Genomic DNA, 21,879 nt, shown 5'->3' with positions numbered 1-21,879 from the left:
TGGGTTCTTCCGGTTGTTGGGCCGCTGTATTGGCCTGATGAGCTACCGGGAGACCTCCGATCTTGTTAACAGTCAAGCGGCGGCTCGTGTGGGGTGCGTCGGGGGTGGTCGGTATGCCTTGATTGGGTCGTAGGTTTGGCTGGTTTGCAGGCAGTGGTAGAGCTGGCCGAGCATGCGGTTGTAGAGGTGGCGCAGGGCTGCGGGGTGGCGGTCGCCGTGGTCGCGGCGTGTCAGGTAGTGAGCGCGGGTGGGTCCTTCGCAGCCGGCCGCGATGAACGCCCAGACGAATCCGACGGCGGCAAGTCGGTTGTTCTTCACGTGCCGGTGAGTGATGCGGATGCTGCGCCCAGAGGCTTTGGTGACGGGCGCCGACCCGGCGAACGCCTTCAATGCTCGGGCGTCGGCGAATCGTGTTCGGTCGTCGCCGATTTCGGCGAGCAGGCGGGCACCGGTAAGGTCGCCGACCCCCACAAATGAGGTGATGATCCTGTGGTCGGCGTGCTGGGCAAAGGTGGCGGCGGTGGCCTCGCCCAGCCGGTCGACGTTGGCGCACTCAGCGTCGAGGGTGGCCAGCAATGCGACTGCTTGGATACCGAAGGCGTCTTCGACCGGGGCGGGGTGTCGCAGCTGCGGCAGCCGCAGCTGCTGGTGGATTGTCGCCGCGAGCGTGGTCAGGCCGCGTTGGCGTCCGGCGCGGCGCAGGGCGGCGGTGATCTGCGGCTTTGACAGCCGCGCCGCCTTGGCCGGGGTGGCAGCGATGGCGAGCACCGCACGAGCTTCGGGTGCGGTGATTCCGCCGGGACGGTCGGCGAAGGCGTGCAGGAAACCCGGGAAATATTCCCGCAGCAGCGACCGCAGTTCGTTGCCGGCCCGGTTACGCCGCCAGGTGGCGTCCTGGTGGGCACGGGCCAGCACGGTGATCGATTGCGCCAGTTCGGTGTCGGCGGGTAACCGACGATGCTGGTCGATGTCGGTACGCAGGATGTTGGCCAGCGTGACCGCATCGCCGTGGTCAGACTTCTTGCCCGACATCGACGTCCGTTCCCGATAGCGGGCCACCGACATCGGGTTGATCGGGTAGATCGGTCGACCGCTGGCCCGCAACACGGCGACCAGCAACCCGCGCGGGGTCTCGATCGCGACCGGGATCGGATCCTCAGGGTCGTCGTCGGCATCGGCCAGCATGGCGGTCAGTTCGGCGAATCCGGCGACCGACTCGGGGATGCGCCGTCTGGCGACCAGCCGACCGTCGGCATCCACCAGCGCGACGTCATGATGATCCTGGGCCCAGTCGATCCCACACGTGACCATGGACAAATTTACCTCCTTGGTTGTCGAAATGTGTTGGGTGCGTGACCCTTTGTGAGAACGCGCGGCGCCCTAATAGCAAGGCTCTGATGGCCTGACCTCCGATTGAGCCGTTCGCGACCCCAGCAACCCGCACGACCCCCAGTCTTTGTCAGAGCTCAACGGCTCCCCGTCGATGAGGTGTCGATCGTGCAGGCGGGCTCGAACCACGTTCCCCACCCCAACCCCTTCCGAGGAGCAGCCGGTCACGACACGCCGACCTCGCCGTTCTCCCGGCAGGTCTAGCCGACCCCGGTATCGGTCAGGCGTTCCGTCGACACTCGCTGGCCGACCGCTCACTCGGAAGGTCGCAGAGCAGCCGGCGTTCCCGCCTGTGGAAGGGGGTCTAGCCCCGAGTTCTGATCAGGAATCGTCCAGTGCCCTACAAAGCTATTAGGTATCGGTGATCGAGATCGTGGAAATGCTGCGGCTGTGGCTGCAGGGGTTGGGGTTGCGGGAGGTGGCCCGGCTCTCGGGCACCGATCGTAAAACGGTGCGACGCTACGTCGACCGGGCACGGGCCTGCGGGCTCGACCGTGACGGCGGAGACAGTCAGCTCACCGATGAGCTGCTCGCGGCGGTGATCGCCGAGGTTCGCCCGCACCGGCCGACTGGCAAGAGCCTTGCCTGGGAGACGATCGCCGCTGAGCATGAGCAGATCAAGGCGTGGCTCAAAGACGGGTTGACGTTGACCAAGATCCACACGCTGCTTGGCCGCCGGGGTGTGGTGGTGTCGTATCGGACGTTGCACCGTTACGCCACAACTGAATTGGGATTCGGGCGGCGCCAAGCCACGGTGCCGGTGGCCGACTGCGAACCCGGTGCGGAGGTGCAGGTCGACTTCGGCCGCCTCGGTCTGCTCATCGATGCTGGTGATGGGCGGCGCCGGGTGGTGCACGGGTTGATCTTCACCGCGGTGTATTCGCGGCACATGTTCGTCTGGCCCACCTACCGCCAGACCCTTAACGATGTGATCGCCGGGTTCGAAGCGGCGTGGGTGTTCTTCGGCGGGGTGTTCGCGGTGGTGATCCCCGACAACATGAAAGCCATCGTCACCACCGCACACGCGACCGAACCCCGGCTCAATGACGCGTTCCGGGAGTATGCCCAGGCCCGCGGGTTCGCTGTTGACCCGACGCGGGTCCGCAGCCCCAAAGATAAGCCGCGGGTAGAACGCATGGTGCAGTACGTGCGGTCGAATTTCTATGCCGGAGAACACTTCCGGGATCTCGGGGATTGCCGGGAACGGGCGCGGCTGTGGTGTGCGCAGACCGCCGGGTTGCGGATTCATGGCACCACCCGGCTGCGCCCGGCCGAGGTGTTCGCCGCCGAGGAACTCCCTGCGCTGGGACCGGTGCCTGAGGATGTGTTCGACATCCCGGTCTGGACCCATCCCAAGGTCGCCTCAGACCGGCATGTGCAGATCGCCAAAGCGCTCTACAGCGTGCCCGGCGAGTTGGTCGGCAAGCGGATCGAGGCCCGCACGGATGCGCACGCGGTGAAGCTGTACTGGCGTGGTGAGTTGATCAAGGTCCACCCCGTCATGGCCCCGGGCCGGCGGCACACCGACCCCGCTGATCTGCCCGCGCACGTGTCGGTCTATGCGATGCGCGACATCAATGCGCTGCAGCGCAAGGCTGCTGCCCACGGCACCCACGTCGGCACCTACGCCGCCGCCGTGTTGGAACACCCGCTGCCGTGGACCAAGATGCGCCAGGTCTATCGGCTGCTGGGGCTGGTGCGCCGCCACAGCGCCGCCGCCGTGGAGGACGCCTGCCGGCGTGCCTTGGATGCCGAAGTCATCGACGTCGGACTGATCGAGCGGATCGTGACCCGCGGCGGCGGTGAACAGATGCCCCTGATACCGAAACCACCCGGGGCGGCGTCCAGGTTCGTGCGGGATGGCTCCGACTTCTCGGTCCGCAGGCCCTCATGAGCCCGGCCCGCCCCGATGCCGTGCCGGCGGTCAAACCGATCGAGGTCTCCGGCGAGCTCAAAGCGTTGATGCGCCGCCTCAAACTCGGTCAGCTGCTCGACACCCTCCCGGAGCGGCTGGCGCTGGCCCGCACCAACCGGCTGCCGCACCACGACTTTTTGGAGCTGTTGTTCGCTGATGAGGTCACCCGCCGCGACCGCGAGTCCGCGACGCGGCGGGCCAAGGCTGCCCACCTCGATCCTGCGATGCAACTCCAAGCCTGGGACGACTCCACCGCCGTGGCGTTCGATCAGCAATTGTGGGCCGAGCTGATCTCGCTGCGGTTCCTCGCCGATGCCTACAACGTGCTCGTCATGGGCCCGGTCGGCGTGGGAAAGACGTTCCTGGCCAACGCCTTAGGCCACATCGCGGTACGACGGCTTCACAGCGTGCACACCGAACGGGCCGACAAACTGTTCAAACGCCTGCGTGGAGCACGCCTGGACGGCAGCTACGAAGACGAGATGCGCAAACTGCACCGCGTCGAGCTATTGATCATCGACGATCTGGCACTGCACCGCCTGGAAGCCACCGAGACTACCGACTTCTACGAGATCATCGTCGAACGCCACCGCAAGGCTTCGACGATCATCACCAGCAACCGCGAACCGCCCGAGATCCTGACCATGATGGCCGATCCTCTGCTGGCTCAATCCGCGATGGACCGCCTGCAATCAGCGGCCTACGAACTCGTCGTCGAAGGCCAGTCCTACCGGCAACGCCAAAAGCCCCGACCGGAAAAGCCGGCCCCTCCGACTCCGTCGGATTGACCGGCAACCACCCCATCGGTCACCATCAACGCACGGCCTACAACCGGAACAACCCGGTCCCATGCTCATGGCAAACCAGAGGTCCCATCACCCTGGCAGGCGACACACTTGGCTGCATCCGCTATCACACCTGGCGATCTAGATGTCTGGGTAGTCCGGTCGGGCCTGCCCGAGCCGGGCGCGGCAGCCGCAGCCTTCGAAGAACTGCAGCAACAACTGCCCACCTCGGACCTTCAGATCGTCTACGACGATATGAGTCGCGACCGTGACCGCTTCGACGCTCTCACAATGCTTTCCGCGCTGCCGAGAGTCGCGACTGCGATGGGACCTGTGGTCGACGAGCCCGACATCACGGACTACCGCCTTGGCACGCCAGAACCATCGGAGGTCTGTAAGGCTGTCCCCGACGATTAGAGAGGTGGACGGGATCCTGAGTGCGACTCTGGATGTCAGCTGCTTGGCGGGGTTGTTCGCCCGAGCTCTTCTTCAAGGGCAGACAGCTGTTGTCGGGCGGTGTTGATGAACGTTCGAGCGCAATCGCTGCAGTAGTGGGCAGTGTCACGGTCGACCTTGACGATAAGTATCGGGTCGCCCTTATTGAGCACGTGGTTTTTGTCTGACCGACACGGGTGCCGTCGTCCTGCCGTGCCAATCGACAGCGTTCGCAGCAGTGAGCGGGGCTTACCCATGTCGCAGTTCCTCCTCGACCGCAGCAACGATCTGAGGCAACCGCGCGATGAGGTAGTCGCAGTCGTCCGCGGTGTAATCCTTCCTATTGGTGGCACCGCTGGGAACCATTGTCTTGATCCGCCTGTCGATGGCCGATTTCACGGTGACGAAGTTCTCCCGGGTGCGGTCCAGCTCGCGGCCAACGCGATTGAGGCTGTGTTTGGCCAGAAACTTGCCAGCCTCGTTCTTCACCAAATCGTCGAGCAGGGTCTTTTTGGATCGACGTGTCTGTTGTTTGGTGGGCTGGACGCGTTGTAGCTGATCGAATTTGACTCCGGTGTCGATACCCTTTTCCTTGAGCACGGTCAGGGCCTGCGCAACATCTGGGTCGGCGCTGAGGGCGATCAGGGTCAGGTTTTCGAGTTGGATGTCGGCCTGGCCAGTGATCACCGGCAGCGGAGCGTTCTGGCCACCTCCAGGTGGGGGTTCGCGAGTGGGCAGGGGTTCAACAACGGTCTCGTCGATGAGCTGCGCGAAGAACTCTTGGTCTGCTTCGGCGAACTCCTGGAAGTCGTTCCAGACCCCGGTGATGTTGCCGCCGACGTGAAAAACGACGACGCCATCGTTGACGGCATCGAAGGGGTCAACATCTGGAATCACCCGCATGATGCGCCCCACGAACTGCATGAAAGGGCTGAGGTTGTTGAAGATGCTGAAGACAGCGGCGACGCTGAGATACGGGTGGTCGTATCCTTCACCGAGTTTGCGCACCTGTACGATCACGTCGAGTTCGTGGTTCTCCAACCGCTGGTAAACTCGCTCGTTCGCTTTGCTCTTGCCTTCGATCAGGCTGTGAACGAAGTCGGCGCGGAGCCCCAGTTCGCGGAACTTGGCGACGACCTGTTTGCAGTGCTCCATGTTCAACGCCGCCGCAATGATCTTAAGCCTGGCCTCGCCGGTCTTTTCCCGCAGCTCGAACAATTTCTGGCGGGAGGCCTCGGCGATGGTGGTGAGGGTGGCGTCTGAGCTCACGACGCTGCGCCGGAAGCCTGCGTCGCGCTCGCCGAGGCGGCGGACCTCTTCCAAGGACACCTCGACTTCGGTGTTGTCGTCAGGGCGCCGGACGTAGTGCAGCGTGGTCGGGTTGAGGCGGTAGCCGTTGATGCGCTTGACGTATCCCTTCTCCACCGCGCGAGAGATGGGGTAGCTGTAGATGATTTCACCGGCCATGATTCGCCCGTCGGCACGACCGGGGGTGGCGCTCACGTTCACGATGCGTGCGTCCGGGAAGTGCCGCCGCAGAGTGTCCCAGCTCTCGGCCACGTTGTGATGGCCTTCGTCGAACATGATCAGATCGAAGAAGTCGGCAGGAAGCTTTGCAAGCCAGGTGTTTTCGGCTCGCTGGAGCTGATGAATATTCGTCACCACGATGTCAGCCACTTCGAGATCGGTGACGTTGGTCGACGTGCCTCGGATTTCTGCGGGCTCTGGGAACGGCGCGGAGTCCAACACTTTGCGCTTAAGGTAGAAGAACTTCGGGTCGCTAGGTGTCAGATCCTTCAGCAGCTGGTCGGCGATCTTGAGGTTCGGTGCGACCAGCAGTGCGCGGTGAGACTGTGCGGCGAACGGCGTGAGAGCCAGGAGGCCTGACTTCCCGCAGCCCACCGGCAGCACGACGGAGACTTCGCGGCCCTCGGGAGCGTCGAAGTCGTGCCCGGTGAGCGTTTCGTATGCCTCGATCTGCGGCTCGCGCAAGGACGCATTGCCCGTCACGGTGGGTCGCAGGGTGACGTACTGGTCGATTTTCATAAAGCTACCCCTTTTGTGGAAAACGTTGTCGGCAAGGCGATCTGGTTCAGGATGCGGAACTCTTCGGAGGCCGCAGCTTCTCGACGCCGCTACGGATCGCGGGGGGCAGCGTGCGGATCGCGAAATCGCTGATCGACCACTCGACGTCATCGGCGTCGGCCGCCCGCAACGCTTCCACTGCTGCCGAGGCCATCTCGTCAGACTTGACCTCCTGCAGGATCTTGACCAGGACGTCACGCACGTGCCACCGGTTGTGGCGGGGCCCCAGCGACGCGAGCGCGCCCACGCTCATCCGCATCACGCTGGAGTCCTTCGTCTCGGCCACGACAATGCGGGTGAAGTCAGCCAGCACGTCGCAGTACTCGAACGAGAAGTTCCCATGCCTCAGAAAGTCGGTGAACCGCTGGTAGACGCGCTGGAACGCGCCCCGCTGTTCGCTCCAGAGGAATTTGACGGACCCTCGAGTGCACCAGGGCAGCACTCGGGTCAGCACGTGCATGTCGTCGTGGCTGGACTCATCCAACGCGGCTGCCCACTCGATCATCTCGATCAAGTCCGCGTCGGCGACCGACGGACTGCGCATGCGGTCCTGCAGGCGCTCCGCTGCCTCTTCCTTCGACTCGTTGGCCACGTATTCCTCGTGTGCATCAACAGCACGCTCGAGTGCATTCATGAAGTGCTCGATCGACTGGTAACGGCGATCAGGCGAGTTGGCGATCGCGGTCTCGATGACAGGTCGCAGCGGGCCGGGCTCCACCTCGTTGTTCACTGGGAAGTCCTGAGTCACGAGCTCCTGCAGGATCTTGCCCAGACCGTAGATGTCGGAACGGTGGTCGGCGCTTCGGGCCCGTTGCCACTGCTCCGGTGCTGTGTAGACCCACGTGCCCAACCCTTGTCGCAGCGTTGAGGTCAGCGGGTCGGTGTGCCGCTCGGCCTCAACGGCAAGCCCGAAATCCGATACCGCCCAATCGCCGTTGCTCAGCCGCAAAACGTTGGCCGGCTTGAGATCTCGGTGATAGATGCCCCGATCATGGACGTAACCGAGCCCCGTGCAGATCTGACGCATGATGTCGACGATCAATCGCGCTTGGCCGCCCACCGTGTCGACGTAGTCGGTCAGGCTGCCCTGCGCCAACGGCATCGCATACCAGATGTTGTCGTCGTCGGTCTCGCCGTGGGCAAGCACCGAAATAACGTTGGGGTGGTGCAGGTCTTCGAGGAGCCGAAGCTCACGCCGAAACCTCTTGATGGCTTCGGGGTCAACCGCGACGGTGTCCTTCAGCACTTTGACGGCGACCAGTTCGCTGGTCTTGCGGTCGGTGGCACGGAAGACGTCGGCGAAGCCGCCACCACCGATCCGAGCGTGTTCCAGCAGGAATCGCCCACCCAGCGTGCGGGTCTTCTCGTCCGACTTCGGCCTGCCGGCCTTGGTCTGACGGAGGCCTGAGCTGTTCCATCCAGCGACAACATCGAGGTCCCAGATAGGGCCCTGCGCAATCTCCCCCACCGCGTCGGGGAAGTCGTTTCGCTGCCGCAGTGTCGCGATGCGCTGAGTGCTCACGCCGAGCTCCTCGGCCACCTCCGATATTCCGCCAAGACGCACGGTTGCCTCCAGAAATAGTTGTTCTCAAATCAAGTATAACACCGAATTGGTTGTGGTTGGCTCAACTATTTATCGCGTCGTCGCCGAGCGGCGACAAAACCGGTTGCCCACGTCCGCGCGTCGTAGCACGGTGGGGACGACGACGAGTCGGTAATTTGGCTGCGAGAGACCCCGAACGGAACGGATCCCTGTTCTAAGCAGATCACTCAGTCATCGGTGATGCCGATTTCTGGAGATTGTTGCTTGGCGTGGGGGCCGCGTTCGCGAAGCCAGGTGGCCTCAAGGTGTCGCTGGTAGGCGGCGTGGATGGTGGCGTGGAGCTGGGCGGCGCGTGCGAGGCTGTCGCGCAGTCGCTCGTCGAGTATGGCTGGGTGCAGGCGCCCTGCCTGGGTGAGCGCGGGGTCGAGGTCGGGCGGGGTCCCGCGGTTGATGACAGCCGACGTTGGGGGCGCGCCGATGGTTGTCGTCCAGGGTAATTCGGTGGCGACGAGTCGCAGGAGCCGCTGGGCAGGCTTGGGTGGCCACGTTTGGCCGGTCGTGTCGAGCAGGACAAGGCCGGACTGGTTGGCCGCGGCGTGTTCGGCGAGGTCGGCGATTATTGCAGGGTCGGCGCTGGCGGCGTCGTCGATGATGATGAGACTGCCGGGGGGTAACGGCGACTGCGACTTTTTGTTGGTGATGGTGGCGTGGGTTTCGGTGATGGTGGCAGCGGTGTCGGCGAGCTCGTTGGTCACGGCGTCCTCGGCTTGTTCGCGAGTAGGGCTGCACCACAGGATCTTTCGTTCGGAGGCTGCAGCCGCGCTGTGCAGGGTGTGCAGGGCGGCGCGGCGCTCGGGCGAGGGTTGGGCGTGCACGACCGTGACGGCGAAGGGCAGCCTTGCGGTGCTGGTGATGGCGGCGGCTATGGCGGGGGAGAGGTCGGCGGCGGCACTGTTGGCAAGGCTGAGGGGGCGGTGCGGTTGGAAGCGGCTGGCGGCTTCGAGCACGCGTAGCTCGATGGCCAGTTGGCCGAGTTGGGCGGTGATGTGCTCGGCCGAACGGGTTTCGGCGGCCGCGAACGCGGCGGCGGCAGCCAGTTCTGCGCGGTCAAGGTCACGGCGCAGCTGGCTGGAGCGCCGGCGGGCGGCCAGCACGGCGCGATCGTCTTCGGATCGTGCTTCGGCGATGACGTTGTCGACGTCGTCACCGCTGATGACGCGGTCCGCGCCGCCGGCGGCCTTTGCACGCGCCGCGAGTGCTTCGCGAAGCGCAGCCTGATAGCGCTCGGCGGGCGCAGTGTCGGGGAGTGCCATGAGTCGCAGTTGGACATCGAGTTTGGCCGAGGCGATGTCAAGTGGGTCGACGTCAGGTTGAGCCTGCAGCTCGTCGAGCTGGTTGCGCGCCCAGTCGACATGGCTTAGCGCTGTCTCGTATTCGGCTTCGGCGTCGGCCCATTCGGCGGTCACGTCGTGAACGGCGATCAAGTAGGGGCGGTCGGCGTCGGCGCGCTGGCGCAGTTCGCGGATGCGCGGGGTGGCTTGGCGCATTGCCGGTCCGTCACCAATTGCGGCGCGGGCATGCAGGGCCTGATGGTCGGCCAGCGCCTGCTGGTATTGGGTCCGCAAGCTGGTGAGGTCAAGCAGAGCGGCCGGCAGTGGCGGGGGTGCCACGCGGTGGCGGGGGAGGTCGTCGAAGTCCAGGCCGGCGAGTTCGTCGGCGGTCTCAAGCGGGGTGTTGGTCGGGTCGGGCTCAACGAGTTCGGGGTGCCACGGTTGCGTAGACAGGTCGGTGGCAGGCATGTCAATCCTGGTTGCGTGGGGGTCGGGGGGAAGTTGTTCTTCTTCCTCGGGGTGCAGTGGGGGTTGTTCGGGTAGCGGGTGGTCGGCGTGGTCGTGGTGGCCGCCGATCAGGTCGACGGTGTAGGTGATGGTGCGGGCGTATTGGTAGGCGGGGATGGTGTGGTCGGGGTCGACGTCGGCCAGGTGCTCGGCGGCGACGTGAAGAAGGTCGGCGGGGGTCCAGCGGGTGGGGTCGGCGGCATTGACAGCTGAGACGAGGCCGGGCCAGGCGGGATCGGCGACGATGGATTGCGCGGTTGCTGACCCAAAGACGTTGTGCAAGTCAGCGATCCAGGCAGGGCGCAGGCCGGTGTGGGGGGCATCGACGGTGGCCGCGGGCGTGAGTTCGGCGGCAAGACGCCACCACAGCGCGGCGGCGGGCAGCTCGTCGGGGAGCGGACGTTGGATGGCGGCCGCGCGAACGAGGCCGGGCAGGTCGGGCCGGCTGGTGGCGGCTTGGGCGAGGTGGGCGGCCAGTTGGGGCCAGTACCCGTCGGCGCGGATGCGCGGATCGATGGAGTCGATCAGCTGCTCAAAGCGGCGAGCATGCGGGCTTTGGGTGCGCACCACCGCTTGAGCCCGGTTTTCGAGGAGTTTTTGGATGGTGCGGGCGCGCACGGCGTATTGGGGTGGGCCGAGCAGGGTGGTGTCTTCGGCAACCACGTTGTGGGCGGCGCGGAAGACCGCGATTTCGGCGGCGAGTTGGGGGTTGGCGGCCAGCACGGGTTTGGCCCAGGCCGGCGCGGTCGCCGGTGTCCATTGGTGGGTGACGGTTTCACGGATCTGGTCTGCCAGCTCGGCAACCAGCACGGCGCGACCGGTCAGGCAGTTCTCCCATGCGGGGTCGTTGGCCAGCAAAGTGGGAGTGGCGGGCAGCCAGCGCAGCGGCCCGATACCGGCAGAGTGTCCGCCGGTGGGGTCGATGCGCCAGTCGAGCACCGCGGCGGGATCGTGGGCACTGAAAAGCTCGCCTACGCTGGCGGCCTCGGTCAGTGTGGCGAACGGGTCGCGCCCGTCGGCGCCGATGATCGCCAAGTGTTTGCAGAGCACTGGCCATGCTTCGGCGCGGGTCAACCCTGGATAGAGCTGATCGGCGGTGATGTGCAGTTGGGCCAGCAGGGCCGGGGAAGCCAGGGCCTGGGCGGCGTCGCCCAAGGCGTTGTAGTACATCGCCGCGGCCGGGCCCAACCGCACGAAGGGGTCGCGGGCTTCGCGTGCGGCACTGGTGGCCGAGACTTGTGCGCCGTCGCGTGACAGCGTTTTGGTCAGGACATCGACGGCCGTTTCGGGGTGAGTTGCTTTGGGCGACAACACCCGGTGCGGGTCGGATTCCGCGGTGGATAGATAGATGTGGTTTTCGATGCGGCCGCGAGTTAATGCCACGTAGAGCAGTTGGCGAGTGAGACTCCCGGCACCGACGATGTGGCAGGCGTGTCCGGCGGTGAGTCCTTGTGCGGAGTCAATGGTTGCCGCATAGCCGAGGGTGACGTGCTTTATGACGTAGTGGGCGGGGAGGCGCACTGTTTGGCCGCTGCCGAGGTGGCGGGCTTTGATGCTGCCGTTTCGGTGGATTTCCAGGATTTGGAAGCGGTAGCCGTTGCGCACGTAATCGGTGGGGCTCAAGCGCAGCCGGCGGGCATTGCGGCGGGTGCGAATAAGGTCGCCGGGAGAGGCGGCAAGCCGATCAGAAAGGGTGATTTCGTGGCCGCGCCGTGTTGCCGGGTCAGCCGCGGCGAGGCGATCGAGTCGGGCTCGGGCGTTGAGGGTATCGACGATGGCGTTGGTGGGTGCTAACAGGAGGGAATCGCGGCCCGCGTCGAGGTCGGCGGCCCACGCGGTGTAGGCCATGTCGGCGGCGGTGTGATCGGCACCGACGTGCACACGCTGGTGGTCGATGTAAAACCCGAGTCCAGAGGGGTCTCCTCTGCGGATCGCCAGGGTCGCTGCGCTTTCGGCGGTGGAGCCAAAGCGAACCAACTGAGACAGCGTCAGTGAATCGGTCTTGTGGGCGATGTTGCGCAGCACGCCACCGGCTGAGATCGACGCGAGTTGGCAGTCATCACCGACCAGCCGGATGCTGGCGCCACGGGCTAAGGCGTGGGTGATCACCGCATCAAGTTCGAGCGTTCCGGCTTTGCCGGCCTCGTCGATGATGATGAGCGTGTCGCGTCCGACGTTGGTGAACCATGGCGGTGGGGCAGAGCGACTCGACCCGCTGGCCGGGTCGGCCGACCAGACGTATTTGGCGATGGTGTCGGTCGGGGCCGACAGATCCTCGCCCAGTTCGATGGCTGCCGCCGCGGTGGGGGCTAAGCCGACGATGGTCGCGCCCGAGGAGCGCCACGCATGCGACAGCGCGGCCATCGCCGTGGTCTTCCCGGTACCGGCCGGGGCCAGCGCCAACGCCACTCGGCGCCCGCTGCTTGCCATTTCCCGGACCAGTGCGACCTGGCCCTCGTTGAGTTGCTTATCGCGTGCGGCCGAGTCTGCCAGCGCCAGCTCGATATCGATGTCCTCGACCGTGCGCCCGCCGCGTCGGAGGGCGGCAGCAACGATGCGTCGCTCAGCGGCCAGCAGCTCCTGAGAGGTGTAGGTAGCGCTGCCGTGGCGGCTATGCACGCTGGTTCCATCGCGGCGACGCAGCTGCGCAGGTTCTCCCATTTCACCGTCGTCGATATCGATGTGCTGAACCGACAGCGGCTCGGCCAAAGCAGTCTCGGTGATCTTGTCGGCCAGCGTCTCGTCGGCGGCGTGCCCGCTGCCACGAACGAGGCGCTGCGCCTCGGCGAACACGTGGTGGCGTTGCCAGGTCGCGCGGGACCGGGCAACCGTGGCGATGACTTGGGCAGCGCGCGCGGTGATCCAGTCGTCATCGACAGCATCGATTTGGGGCGCCGGCGCGGACAAGACGGTGCCCAGCATCGCGGTCAGCTCCCGCACAGCGCCGAGCACCTCGATCGCTTGGCCGCGCCACATGTGGCGCTGCTCGGCGAATGATCGGGGTTCGTGTTTGGCTTCGCGGGTCTCTAGGGTCGCTTGTTGAGCCAACGCGATGGTTTCCACGTGGGTCGGCTCGCGGCCGTGGGCGGCTTGAAACTGCTTGGCCAGATCGGCGGTGCGGGCTTCGATGGCCAGCCGCCGCGACGACCACGCGGCCATCAGCTCGACTGAGATTCCCACGATTTCACGCACCGGCCTCTTGCCGCGGCCCTCGCCGACCACATCAGCGAACCGCAGCTGCAGTCGCTGTCCAAGGTGGGCTTCCAGGCGCGTGTTGTACAGCTCGGAGGCGGCCACGGTGAACTGGTGCACAGGCTGCCCGTCAAGCGCCAGCCAACGCAACACACCGTCAGGGCCCACCGTGGCGACCTTGTTGGAGATCGCGACATGGGTGTGCAGATCAGGATCGCCAGCGCGTGAATCGCGGTGGGTGAACGCCGCCCCGAGCAGCCCGGTGGTGTCGACCTGGGCGACACCACCCTTACCTGAACGGGTAAATGCGGCGTGAGTTTCTAGCCACGCCAGCGCATCACCGACCGCTACGTCGTGACATTCCTCTACCACTGTTGCGACGGCGCGCGGTGCGATCGCCCACAGCGTCGACACTGACTTCACGGGCGAAAACGTCAAGTCGTAGCCGGCGACCGCGGTCGTGCGCGCGCGAGTTTCCCGCGCGATAAACCCACTGAGTTCGCGATCGTCGGCGGGCGCGCGCTTGTACTGCTCAGCGAACATTCGGCGCGCGACAACGGTGCGGATCGCGGCGCGCGTGGGCGCGGCGATGGGCGCGTTCCAGTGCAGGCCGGCTTCTTCGTTGTGATCGCGGTAGGCCACTGCCAGGGCGCGCACAAAGGTGGTTTCGCTGTCGCGGATATGGAACTTGCGGCCCAGTTTGGCGGCTTCGGCGGCCGCGAGGCCGCGCACGCCGCATTCGGCGACATACTTGGTGATCGCATCGGCGTTGGGGTGCAAGCCTTCCCCGAACAGGGCCTTCATTTGGGCCTCGGTGACCGGCGAATCAACCGGTACGGCCCAAACTTTCGCGAGGTCTTCGGGGGGCACCGGACGTGCCCTTGTCGAGGACAGCGATGCCAGACCCGATCCCACCCATCGGCCCGGAGATTCGCCTTTGGTCGAGTAGTAGTCGATCAGCGGGGCCCGGCCGCGCGCGGTGGTGTCGACAGCAGCGACTTGCCGGATCAGGTACTCATACCCGTTGCCGGCAGTGAGCTTATGCATCGTCATCGTCACTGCAGTGCCGTCCCTTTCCAGGCGCACGCTAGAGACCTCAGAGACGATCTGTCCCACACAGATGGGCCGGTTCTTAAGAAACCGTGACCTTAATGCAAGAGGTGTGTGGTGTCTGGGGTGGTTCAGAACGGTTGATGCCGGTGGTCATTGGTGTGTGTCCCGTACGGGCCAAGGTTGCGAAATTCGGGGTTAGGTTGCGAGAAAGTTGCGAAGTCCCGAGTTAGGTTGCGAGTCGTTGCGGGGCTAGGGGCGTTTGATCGCGAAGAATGCTGGCTGTGACGGTCGTGTTATCCGACGCGGCGAACGTGGCCGCGGAGTCGGACACTGCGGAGTTGAGCTGGGTTACCGCCGAAGGTGTGCCCCAACGGCTGTCACCGGATCAGGCCGCGGCGGTTCCGTTTGAGGACGGGCTGCCGGTGCGCCGGTTCACCACCCGCAAAGGCCAGCGTCATCTGAGCGGTCGGTGGTGGTGCGCAACAACGACCGGCCATGTTGGGTTCGAGTCATGGCTGGAACGCGATCATGTGATGTTGCTGGATTTTGATCCGGCAGTGGTGGGGATTGCGGCGCAACCGTTTTGGTTGAGCTGGTCGGATGCTAGCGGTTCGATAGTGCGCCATGCCCCGGACTATTTCGCGAGGCGCGCAGATGGTTCGGCGGTCGTAATGGATTGCCGACCGATCGAGCGACGCCGCGATAGCGATCGGGCGAAATTCGAGGCGACCCGGCGGGCGTGCGCTCGATTGGGTTGGGAGTACCGACTGGTCGGCAGTGTCGAGCCAATCCTGGCTGCTAACACTCGGTGGCTGGCGGGCTATCGCCATCCGCGCCATGGCCATCCGCTGATCGCACAGTTGCTGGTTGAAGTATTCGCGACACCTCGCGGATTGATGCACGGCGCGGCGAAAGTTGGAGACCCGATTGCGGTGCTGCCAGTGCTGTTTCACCTGCTGTGGCGCCAGACGCTGACAGCGGACCTGACCTGCCCGCTGAGCGAGATGAGTGTGGTCGCCGTGGCTGGGGCGCGGAGTTGACCAACCGTCCAAGCGTCCTGCGGCCGGGCGATTGGGTGGTGCTCGACGGCGTCGAGCACCAGGTGGTGGCGTTGGCCGGGACATCGGTGCGGCTGCGGTCGGTGGGTGGTGCTGAGCAGGTGATGCTGTTGACGCATCTGCTGTCGTGGCCGGGGTTCACCGTGCTGGGTCACGAAGAAGACTGTGGACTTGAGCCTTTCGGGTTGTTAGAGACCCTGCCACCGGCGGTGGTCGCTGCGGCGCGTGAGTGGGAACGCCACGTCATTGAGGTTGAAACCGGGTTTAGTCCGGACGCGCCACCGGACTCGCCCGCCCGTGATGGGTTCGACCCGGCGGTGACCACGCTCGGCGAACGCGACGCAGCCAAGGCCGCCGAGCTTGGGGTGGGTGTGCGCACGGTACAGACGCGCCGGGCGCGGTATGCCCGACAAGGTTTGTGGGGCCTGGTAGATCAGCGGGCATCCCGGGAGTGGGCGGCCACAGGACGGGCTGATGCGCGGGTGGTGGCCGCGGTCGGCGAGGTGCTGGCTGCTGAGACCGACACGTCGACGGGCACCCGGTCGCGGCTGATGCGGCGGGTGGTGAGGAAGATCGAGGACGAGTACGGACCGGGGGTTGTGCCATTGCCAGCGCGCACGGCGTTCTACCGGCTCGTCGAGTCGCTGGCCGCTGGCCGGCACACCTTCGGATCGGCGGTCACGCGCCGCCAGACCGCCAACCGCCCGCAGGGGATGTTCACGCCGAGCTTCGCGGCCAGGCCGGGTGAACAGGTGCAGATCGATTCGACCCCGATCGATGTGATGGTTTTGCTGGACAACGGAACGCCGGCAAGGGCGGACTTGACGATCGTGGTCGACATCGCGACGCGCACAATCCCGACCGCGGTCCTGCGCCCGGTGGGGACCAAGGCGGTGGACGCGGCCCTGCTCCTGGCGAAGATGGTAGTGCCCGAGCCGATGCGGCCGGGGTGGTCGGCGGCGTTGCAGATGTCGGCGTCAGTGCTGCCGCACGCCCGGCTGGTCGATATCGACGCACGGATGCAACTGGCGGCGGCCCGGCCAGTGATCGTGCCGGACACGATCACCATCGACGGCGGGAAGGTGTTCGTCTCCGAGACGTTCACCCGAGCCTGTGAGCAGCTGGGGATCTCGGTACAGCAGGCGCGCCCGCGCACACCGACCGATAAGGCAATCGTGGAGGCCACGTTTTCGGCGATCAACACATTGTTCTGCCAGCACGTGGCCTCCTACACCGGGTCGAACCCGACTCGCCGCGGCAGCGACGTGACCGGAGCCTGGACGCTGCCCGAGCTGCAGGACCTGCTCGATGAGTGGCTGCTGGCGGGCTGGCAGAACCGCCCACACGACGCGCTGCGCGACCCGCTGGCCCCGCGTCGGATGCTCAGCCCCAACGAGAAGTACGCCGCATTGGTGGCCGCGGCCGGTTATCTCCCACTGACGCTGTCGGGGGAGGACTACCTGGAGTTGCTGCCGGTGAGCTGGCGGCAGATCAACGCCTACGGCATCAGACTCGACTACCGCACCTATGATTGCCCCGAACTGGGTGTCTATCGGCTGCAGCACTCCGGGATCAACGCCCGCCGGGGACTGTGGGAAGTGCACTACGACCCCTACGACGTCAGCCGGGTGTTCGTGCGGACCCGCGATGGGTGGCTGACTGTGCCCTGGACACACCTACCGATGGTGTCGGCCCCGTTCGCCGAGTTCACCTGGCGCCACGCGCGCACCATCACCGCCCAACGGGGCCAAGACGACCGTAACGAAACCGAGGTCGCCCGGGTACTTGACGACCTACTGACCCGCGCCCAAGCCGGGCCGGTCGACACCCGCACCGACCGCATCGCCGCCCGGACCCGCTTGGCTTTGATCGACCGTCCCCGCCTACCGGCGCCACCGGCAACGGCGGTCCATGCAGAGCCCGACGACGAATCCGCCGATGAACCGCTGGCCACGGTGATCCCATTCGGGGTCTTCGACGCCGACGTCGAGGCCGACCGATGGTGACCCGGCCAGCCGGCGACGAAGCGTGGACGGAAGAGCCGCTGACCACCAAGGAGGGGTGGCGGCGGTTCGTAGATCGGGCACCGGCACCGGTAGAGGTGCTCGACCCAGCAACGCTGGGCCGGTTGTCAGCGGACCAGCGCGACGCCTACGACGAGGCCCGTCGCATCTATCACGCCGACCTGCCGTTGGCCAATACGCCGACGATCCAGAAGGTCATCAGCACTGCACGGCTTTTGGTGCAGCTCAACCGCAATCAGGTCTCGGCGCGGCGTGGGCTGATCGTGTCCGGCGCGTCGGGCACCGGCAAGACGACCGCGCTGACCCAACTGGGGCGCACCCACGAGCGTCATACACGAAAGCGCTATCCGGCCGACAAGCATCGGCTGCCTGTTCTGTATGTGACCGTTCCGCCTGCGGCGACAGCCCGGATGTTGGCTGTGGAGTTCGCCCGCTTTCTCGGGCTCAGTTTCACCAGTCGCGCCAATATCACCGACATCGTCGAGGCAGCCTGTGCTACGGCGACCCGCACCCACGTCGAACTGGTCTGCGTGGATGAACTGCATAACCTCAACCTGGCCACCCGCGCTGGTGCTGAGGTGTCTGATCAGCTGAAATACTTCGCCGAGCGACTACCCGCAACGTTCATCTACGCCGGCATCGACGTCGAAGCCGCCGGCCTGTTCGCCGGGGTTCGGGGCCGCCAGATCGCCGGCCGATTCAGCGTCATCCCTGCAACCGCCTTCGCCTACGGCACCAACGATCAGCGCACCCAATGGCGGGCGCTGATCGCCACCATGGAATCCACCCTGCGGCTACACCAGCAGCGCCGCGGCAGTCTGATCGAACTCGACGAATACCTCTACCAACGGAGCGGCGGCATGATCGGCAGCCTGTCGCACCTGATTCGCGGCGCAGCGATCCTTGCCATCGAGGACGGCTGCGAGCACATCACCCGCGCCTTGCTTGACATGGTCCCCGTCGACTATGCCGCCGAACGCGCCACCCCGACACGCACGACGCGTCGAGCAGTGAGCTAATCGTGCTGGCGGCTTTGCCGATTCCAGCTGGCCCGGCCCAACACGAAACCCTCGCTTCCTACCTGGACCGGCTGGCAGCACTGCACACCTTGCCCGCCCGTGAACTCTGGGACCAGCTCAGCATCCCCCGAGCAGGCAGCACACGGCGCGTCGTACTGGCCGATCGGCTCGCGACAGTCACCGACCGCCCAGCCAACCACCTAGCCCGAGCACTGCCCGAATTACGCAACCCCGCTCCGGATTGGACGCTGTGGCGCCATCAGCCCCAACCAGGCTGCCCGCGCTGCGATGCCCGCCACGACGGTGGACCCGTGCTGCGACTACTGCCACATCACCGCTACGTCTGCACCCAGCACCACTACTGGATCGGCCCACCGGACGCGGGCCAGCCAGCCACATTGCTCGGCGAGCGCCTCGCCGACATCGTGGGCGCCCAACACCAGCATCAGCGATTGGTGACCCGCTATGGCGGCCACGCCGTCTTCGACGCCGTGATGACGGGATTCCTGATCTGCGGACACCTGTGGGCCCACCCCCAGCGGCCCAACATTGATGCCTGGCGTCACTGGACACGGCGAGCGGATTTGCTCATCCCGCCCGGCACCGAACCACACACGTTCACCGCGTCACGGCTGTTCGCCGCCGTCTACCCCGAAGCCGTCAGCCTCGCCGCGATCATCGCCTCACCCGTGTGGCGACAACGCGCCAGCGGCGATACCAACCAAAGGCGTGAATTCCTCGCCGAGGCGTGCCGCCGAGTCGGTATTTCCGCCGACGAGCACAACCCCGGCAATCATGCGATCGCTCACTGGATGCTCTACGACAGCCACCACCCACCCAGCCGCCCCGACAAGACGTTTCCGGTCACCCGGGACCACGGCGCGATGCGCCACGCGCAGCCGAGCCCACTCAGCCGTCAGCGCACCAGCCGCAGCGCGGCTTGGTTCAAGCTCAACCGCAATGGCGGGAACACCATCCTCTACCACCGGCACCTCAAACCAGTCATCAGCCGAGAATGGGCAACCGCCATGGACGGCATCACCGCCACCATCGCTGCCAGCGGCTCCACGATCAATTTCGGCCCGGCTGCTCGACTTGCATAGGCGGGGCCCGCTCGGCAGCATGTGTTGGCCGACGAGTTTGTGTCAGCGCCGTGCGCTCCAGCATCGAGCACCGGCTGCGATCATCGAGCAATGACGTTCACCCTCAACCTTTCTCCGGATGAGTTGTTGACCACGACACGGGCGGTGCGCCGTCGGCTCGACCTCGATCGACCCGTTGACCTGGACGTGGTCAAGGAGTGCGTCAGTATTGCCCTGCAAGCACCATCAGGCTCGAACCGGCAGGGCTGGCACTGGCTGGTCATCACCGACATCGAGCAGCGTGCCCGCATCGCCACGCTCTACCGGGCCGCGTTCGACGAATACCGACAGTCCGCTGTTCACGCAGACGGACTGTTCACGACGGATGACAATCTCAGTCCCACACAGCAGCGGGTCGCCAACAGTGTCGAGTACCTCGCGGAGAACTTGCATCGTGTCCCGGTGTTGCTGATCCCGTGCATCACCGCCCCAGGCAGTGCTGTGTTACCGGACGCGACGCAAGCCTCGATGTGGGGCTCACTTTTCCCGGCAGTCTGGAGTTACATGCTCGCCGCCCGGGCGCGCGGGTTGGGCACCGTGTGGACAGACCTCCACCTGCGCTACGAGCATGAGGTCGCCGAAGTCCTGGACATCCCCGATGCGGTCCGACAAGGCGCGCTGATACCGACTGCCTACACCCTCGGCACCGACTTCCGACCTGGTCCGCGCACAGCTATCGACAACGTGCTCCACATCGATAGATGGTGAAACCGGTTGCGCCTAAGCCGGAACTCCCCGGCGAGGTGGGATTAGTAGGCCGATATGTGGATCAAATTTGCGAGATGCCGGGCCAGTTTTCACGAACCGTTGACACGAATCGCGGAAAATGCAAGGTAAGTCCGGACAGGGTTGTCAGGCTGTCCTGACCTACCTCGCAATAGGCCAGCAACGGCGACCGATTCCTCGTAACTCTCGGCCGGATAGGACAGTGTGTGGTGCATGAGGGTGGGATCGGCTTATGTTGTGGGACTGGGGGATCGGGAAACATTGGTGGTGGACAAATGTGGACGCACTGATGTTGGTCAGTGTGGTAGAGCGGGACAGCCGGTTCGTCGTATGGTGCGGCGATGGGAACGATCAACTCGAAATCAGCGGCGCGTAGGCGGGTTCGCGAGGCGCAGCTTAGAGCGAACGAGGCACGCGTGGAGTGCGAGCGGCAAAACGTCGATGACGCGGCGTCGTTACTCGTTGAGCTGGGTCGCCTGGCGGCCGTGGAGGAGTGGGAGGCAACTCGCATCCTCGAGATTCGGGCAGAGGCAGAGCGGCGTCGGCACACGCACCGCCAGGCCGGCGGCATCGCGGTGGCTCGAATGCAGGGTCGCGGCGAATCACTCGCGGCGATAGCGGAATTGGCTGGGGTCAAAGTCGGTAGCGTTCGGATGATGTTAAAGGCGGCGAGCGCGCACACTGGCGCGGCGGTGCAAGCACTAGGTGAGGGCAACGGCGCGGCGGCCCCTGGCGCGGCGCCGTTGGCACTAGGTGCGAACGGCGTTACTGCGCATGACGATGGCGCGGCGGCGCAAGCACTAGGTGCGAATGGCGCTGCGGCGCATGACGAAGGTGTCGGTGGCCGGGTTTAGCGTGGGCGCGTGCGTGTTCATCTGGGGATGCCGCTGTGGGTCGATCCTGTTGTGCACGCCGACGAATGCCGGCGCTTTGACTCCGACGTGGTGCAAGGACCCGGCGCTGACGACTGCGATTTTTTCACGGGGGCTATCGGTAAAGACGGATATGGCCGGTTCTTCATTTACCGTGGGGGTAAAGGGATTTGCGTGCGGCCGCACCGGTACGCGCTGGCGCGTCGACTCAGTGTGCTCCTTCAGCCAGACGAGTTGGGCCTGCACGAGTGCGATAGCCCGCTGTGCGTGAAAGTCTGTGCGGCCGAGGCGACATTCCAGCATGTGGTAATCGGCACTCAGAGTGAAAATATGCGACGAATGGCCCGGATGCGGCGCGGAGGAGGCCGCAGGTCGATTCCCAGTGATGGGTTATGGGCTCGGCGGGAGCGCTCGGTCGCGTTGCACACGGTGTTGCGGGAACGCGGCTGGGATCGGGCCGCAGTGGAGGCGGCGCGCCTCGGTGATATGCCGATGTTGTGGTGAGGGTGTAAGCACTGTTGGTGATTTAGCCGGCGAGTACTGCCGGTCGTGCTGCGCTGCTGTGGGAACGGGGTGGATGCGATCCAGCCGATAGACGGCGGTATGCATCGCCCAGTAGACGGCGACGATGTTGGCCCCGGGTATCACGCTGGCTAAGACGGGCCCGCACGTCGGCCGGATTGCTTCACCGTATGCGGCTGCGGCGCACTGCTCGGGGCTGGGAAGAACCCTGGCCGGGGCGCTGTGGGCGGTGTGAGGCGACGCTTGGCGCCAACAGGGTGCTTGTCGGACTAGTTCAGTGC

14 protein-coding genes are annotated in these 21,879 nt (G+C 65.4%); 9 read left to right on the top strand and 5 right to left on the bottom strand.

Going from position 1 to position 21,879, the window contains the following annotated elements; all coding sequences use genetic code 11:
• Positions 1-72: 72 nt before the first annotated feature.
• Positions 73-1,311, bottom strand: a complete 1,239-nt coding sequence (locus tag I2456_RS24395) for an IS110 family RNA-guided transposase (protein ID WP_007172236.1) — start codon at positions 1,309-1,311, stop codon at positions 73-75.
• A gap of 457 nt (positions 1,312-1,768) precedes the next feature.
• Between I2456_RS24395 and istA the strand changes: the two genes are divergently transcribed.
• The 3 genes from istA to I2456_RS24380 all read left to right on the top strand — a co-directional run bounded on the left by istA (position 1,769) and on the right by I2456_RS24380 (position 4,506).
• On the top strand, positions 1,769-3,283 hold the full coding sequence (istA, locus tag I2456_RS24390; protein WP_065133523.1) for an IS21 family transposase: 1,515 nt from the start codon (positions 1,769-1,771) through the stop codon (positions 3,281-3,283).
• Positions 3,280-4,092, top strand: a complete 813-nt coding sequence (locus tag I2456_RS24385; protein ID WP_033711543.1) for an ATP-binding protein — start codon at positions 3,280-3,282, stop codon at positions 4,090-4,092. The genes istA and I2456_RS24385 overlap by 4 nt, the downstream gene beginning before the upstream one ends.
• A gap of 108 nt (positions 4,093-4,200) precedes the next feature.
• A complete protein-coding gene (locus tag I2456_RS24380; RefSeq protein ID WP_047324006.1) occupies positions 4,201-4,506 on the top strand; it encodes a hypothetical protein in 306 nt (101 codons plus the stop codon).
• A gap of 267 nt (positions 4,507-4,773) precedes the next feature.
• Here the strand turns inward: I2456_RS24380 and I2456_RS24375 are convergent, their stop codons facing one another.
• From I2456_RS24375 to mobF, 3 genes are all read right to left on the bottom strand, one after another.
• Positions 4,774-6,720, bottom strand: coding sequence for a DEAD/DEAH box helicase (locus tag I2456_RS24375; RefSeq protein WP_205880187.1), 1,947 nt, complete (start codon positions 6,718-6,720; stop codon positions 4,774-4,776).
• Positions 6,617-8,131: a serine/threonine-protein kinase gene (locus tag I2456_RS24370; RefSeq protein WP_197083339.1), complete on the bottom strand. Its 1,515-nt coding sequence runs from the start codon at positions 8,129-8,131 to the stop codon at positions 6,617-6,619. The genes I2456_RS24375 and I2456_RS24370 overlap by 104 nt, the downstream gene beginning before the upstream one ends.
• Positions 8,132-8,379: 248 nt before the next feature.
• Positions 8,380-14,235, bottom strand: a complete 5,856-nt coding sequence (gene mobF, locus I2456_RS24365; protein ID WP_372516574.1) for a MobF family relaxase — start codon at positions 14,233-14,235, stop codon at positions 8,380-8,382.
• A 281-nt stretch (positions 14,236-14,516) separates the two neighbouring features.
• Between mobF and I2456_RS24360 the strand changes: the two genes are divergently transcribed.
• From I2456_RS24360 to I2456_RS24340, 5 genes are all read left to right on the top strand, one after another.
• Positions 14,517-15,275: a TnsA-like heteromeric transposase endonuclease subunit gene (locus I2456_RS24360; protein ID WP_241007799.1), complete on the top strand. Its 759-nt coding sequence runs from the start codon at positions 14,517-14,519 to the stop codon at positions 15,273-15,275.
• Positions 15,272-17,299, top strand: a complete 2,028-nt coding sequence (locus tag I2456_RS24355) for a Mu transposase C-terminal domain-containing protein (protein WP_085072902.1) — start codon at positions 15,272-15,274, stop codon at positions 17,297-17,299. The genes I2456_RS24360 and I2456_RS24355 overlap by 4 nt, the downstream gene beginning before the upstream one ends.
• Positions 17,293-18,336 carry a TniB family NTP-binding protein gene (locus I2456_RS24350; RefSeq protein ID WP_085072903.1) on the top strand — a complete coding sequence of 348 codons (1,044 nt, stop codon included), beginning with the start codon at positions 17,293-17,295 and terminating at the stop codon, positions 18,334-18,336. The genes I2456_RS24355 and I2456_RS24350 overlap by 7 nt, the downstream gene beginning before the upstream one ends.
• Positions 18,337-18,338: 2 nt before the next feature.
• On the top strand, positions 18,339-19,439 hold the full coding sequence (locus I2456_RS24345; protein WP_205880186.1) for a TniQ family protein: 1,101 nt from the start codon (positions 18,339-18,341) through the stop codon (positions 19,437-19,439).
• 90 nt (positions 19,440-19,529) lie between these two features.
• Positions 19,530-20,186, top strand: coding sequence for a nitroreductase family protein (locus I2456_RS24340; RefSeq protein WP_085072905.1), 657 nt, complete (start codon positions 19,530-19,532; stop codon positions 20,184-20,186).
• Between the two features lie 818 nt (positions 20,187-21,004).
• Here the strand turns inward: I2456_RS24340 and I2456_RS28780 are convergent.
• Entirely contained in the window at positions 21,005-21,322 is a 318-nt protein-coding gene (locus tag I2456_RS28780; protein WP_156174104.1) for a hypothetical protein, read from the bottom strand.
• An 84-nt stretch (positions 21,323-21,406) separates the two neighbouring features.
• Here I2456_RS28780 and I2456_RS28775 point away from each other — a divergent pair, with 84 nt between their 5' ends.
• Positions 21,407-21,580, top strand: coding sequence for a hypothetical protein (locus I2456_RS28775; RefSeq protein WP_241007798.1), 174 nt, complete (start codon positions 21,407-21,409; stop codon positions 21,578-21,580).
• Positions 21,581-21,879 lie beyond the last annotated feature (299 nt).

Origin of the sequence: Mycobacterium kubicae, assembly GCF_015689175.1 — a bacterium.
Taxonomy (GTDB): Bacteria; Actinomycetota; Actinomycetes; order Mycobacteriales; family Mycobacteriaceae; genus Mycobacterium; species Mycobacterium kubicae.
Note: the sequence above shows the minus strand (reverse complement) of the source record. Positions and strands in the feature narration are given on the sequence as shown.

Excerpts from the sequence above, each read along its gene's own strand:
- I2456_RS24395 (WP_007172236.1), bottom strand. The coding sequence starts at position 1,311 with ATGGTCACGTGTGGGATCGACTGGGCCCAGGATCATCATGACGTCGCG.
- istA (WP_065133523.1), top strand. The coding sequence starts at position 1,769 with ATGCTGCGGCTGTGGCTGCAGGGGTTGGGGTTGCGGGAGGTGGCCCGG.
- I2456_RS24385 (WP_033711543.1), top strand. The coding sequence starts at position 3,280 with ATGAGCCCGGCCCGCCCCGATGCCGTGCCGGCGGTCAAACCGATCGAG.
- I2456_RS24375 (WP_205880187.1), bottom strand. The coding sequence starts at position 6,720 with ATGACGTCGAGTGGTCGATCAGCGATTTCGCGATCCGCACGCTGCCCC.
- mobF (WP_372516574.1), bottom strand. The coding sequence starts at position 14,235 with ATGACGATGCATAAGCTCACTGCCGGCAACGGGTATGAGTACCTGATC.
- I2456_RS24350 (WP_085072903.1), top strand. The coding sequence starts at position 17,293 with ATGGTGACCCGGCCAGCCGGCGACGAAGCGTGGACGGAAGAGCCGCTG.
- I2456_RS24340 (WP_085072905.1), top strand. The coding sequence starts at position 19,530 with ATGACGTTCACCCTCAACCTTTCTCCGGATGAGTTGTTGACCACGACA.
- I2456_RS28775 (WP_241007798.1), top strand. The coding sequence starts at position 21,407 with ATGCGACGAATGGCCCGGATGCGGCGCGGAGGAGGCCGCAGGTCGATT.